We start from the raw sequence: 1,868 nt of genomic DNA, 5'->3' as shown, positions 1-1,868 counted from the left end.
GCCCGTAATACGCAGCTTCGGAGCGAAGCAGCGTGTCGCCGCCGTACTGGGAGGCCATTCCGATGTCGGGACGGCCGGTGGTGTTGAGGTACTGAGTGGCGATCTCACCTTCGAAGACGTTCTTGAAGTACGTCGGGAAGGCGTAGTGGATGTAGTAGAAGTGCGCCATGTCGACCACGTTGTCGATGATCTCGCGGCAGTTGGAACCCTCGATGACCATGGAGTTCCAGGTCCAGTCGGTCCATTCGTCGCTGTACGCACCCTCGATACGAGGAATCACGATCTCCTCGGGCGGCGGATTGCCCTCGGGGTCGTTCCAGACGAAGAGCTGACCGTTCTGCTCGAGGGTCGTCCACGCGCGGGTACGTGCGAGCGGGGGCACGCGGCGGGCATAAGGAATGCCGGTGCACTTTCCGTTGCCGCCCCAGCGCCAGTCGTGGAAGGGGCAGGCGATGGAATCGCCCTTGACCTCGCCTTGTGTGAGGTCACCACCCATGTGACGGCAGTATCCGTCGAGAACTTTGATGTCGCCCTTGCTGTCGGCGAACACCACGAGCTTCGTACCGAAAGCCTCGATCGCGTGCGGTTTGCCGTCCTTGAAGGTCTTCAGTAGACCCAGGCAGTGCCAACCGCGGGCGAAACGAGTCTGCACCGTTCCGACGTCGATCTCGCGAATCTGCGCCATTGTGACCTCACATCCCTTCTAGCTGTTAGTAGAACACGTTATAGAACTCGATCCGGTTCCGCCAGATTTTGGGGGCACTTGTTACAGCATTGCGGCCACAAACGGGACCTTTGTCAGCGTCTCGACAGAAAAGAGAACGTGTTCTAGTCTCAAGTGTAAGTGAACCAACCGATCGAGGAAGACGGGAGCGTCGAAGTGGGTAACCATGACAGCCACGAGGTGATGCAGAGGCTCGACGCACTACTGCCGGCACTGCGCGAGCGCGCACAGGAGACCGAGGATCTGCGTCGTATCCCCGACGAGTCCATCAAGGGACTCCAGGAAACAGGCTTCTTCCGCTTGCTGCAGCCGAAGCAGTGGGGCGGATACGAAGCCGATCCGGTGCTGTTCTACTCCGCGGTCAAGAAGATCGCCAGCGCGTGCGGTTCCACAGGGTGGGGTCTCCTCGATCATCGGCGTACACAACTGGCACCTCGCCCTCTTCTCTCAGCAGGCGCAGGAAGACGTGTGGGGCAACGACACTGACGTGCGCATCTCGTCCTCTTACGCTCCGATGGGTATGGGTGAAGTAGTCGAGGGCGGATACAAGGTCAACGGTGCGTGGGCGTGGTCCTCGGGTTGTGACCATGCCAGCTGGGCCGTTCTCGGTGGTCCGGTGTTCAAGGACGGCCGCGCAGTCGATTTCGTGAGCTACCTGATTCCTCGCGAGGACTACCAGATCGACGACGTGTGGAATGTGGTCGGCCTGCGTGGAACCGGCTCCAATACCGTTGTGGTCAAGGATGTTTTTGTTCCCAAGCATCGCGTTCTGAGCTTCCGGGCGATGAGCGAATTGACCGCCCCGGGCCTCGAGAAGAACACTGCACCGGTCTACAAGATGCCGTGGGGAACCATTCACCCCACCACGATCTCGGCACCGATCGTCGGAATGGCGTACGGCGCTTACGAAGCGCACGTCGAGCACCAGGGCAAGCGCGTTCGCGCTGCGTTCGCCGGAGAGAAGTCGAAGGACGATCCGTTCGCCAAGGTGCGCATCGCCGAGGCGTCCAGCGACATCGACGCCGCGTGGCGTCAGCTCTCCGGCAACGTCGCCGACGAGTACGCGTTGATCCTTGCGGGACCGGGCTGCACGCGATCAGTGCCTCGAAGGCGAGCGGTGCACCGAAGACGTCACCGACGAAGC

At 61.0% G+C, this 1,868-nt stretch carries 3 protein-coding genes; 2 read left to right on the top strand and 1 reads right to left on the bottom strand.

Translation table 11 applies throughout. The annotated features are described in order from the left end of the window. A partial coding sequence (locus tag ABT116_RS44020) for a 3-ketosteroid-9-alpha-monooxygenase, oxygenase component (protein ID WP_351646455.1) occupies positions 1-685 on the bottom strand: 685 nt, incomplete at its 3' end. Positions 686-844: 159 nt separating this feature from the next. Between ABT116_RS44020 and ABT116_RS44015 the strand changes: the two genes are divergently transcribed. Continuing rightward, on the top strand, positions 845-1,210 hold the full coding sequence (locus tag ABT116_RS44015; protein ID WP_351646453.1) for an acyl-CoA dehydrogenase family protein: 366 nt from the start codon (positions 845-847) through the stop codon (positions 1,208-1,210). Positions 1,211-1,244: 34 nt separating this feature from the next. Then, a partial coding sequence (locus ABT116_RS44010; protein ID WP_502984057.1) for an acyl-CoA dehydrogenase family protein occupies positions 1,245-1,868 on the top strand: 624 nt, incomplete at its 3' end.

Source organism: Streptomyces sp. NPDC002130 (assembly GCF_040296465.1).
Classification (GTDB): Bacteria; Actinomycetota; Actinomycetes; order Streptomycetales; family Streptomycetaceae; genus Streptomyces.
The sequence above is the reverse complement of the archived record's forward strand: the minus strand, read 5'-3'. Positions and strand labels throughout refer to the sequence as shown.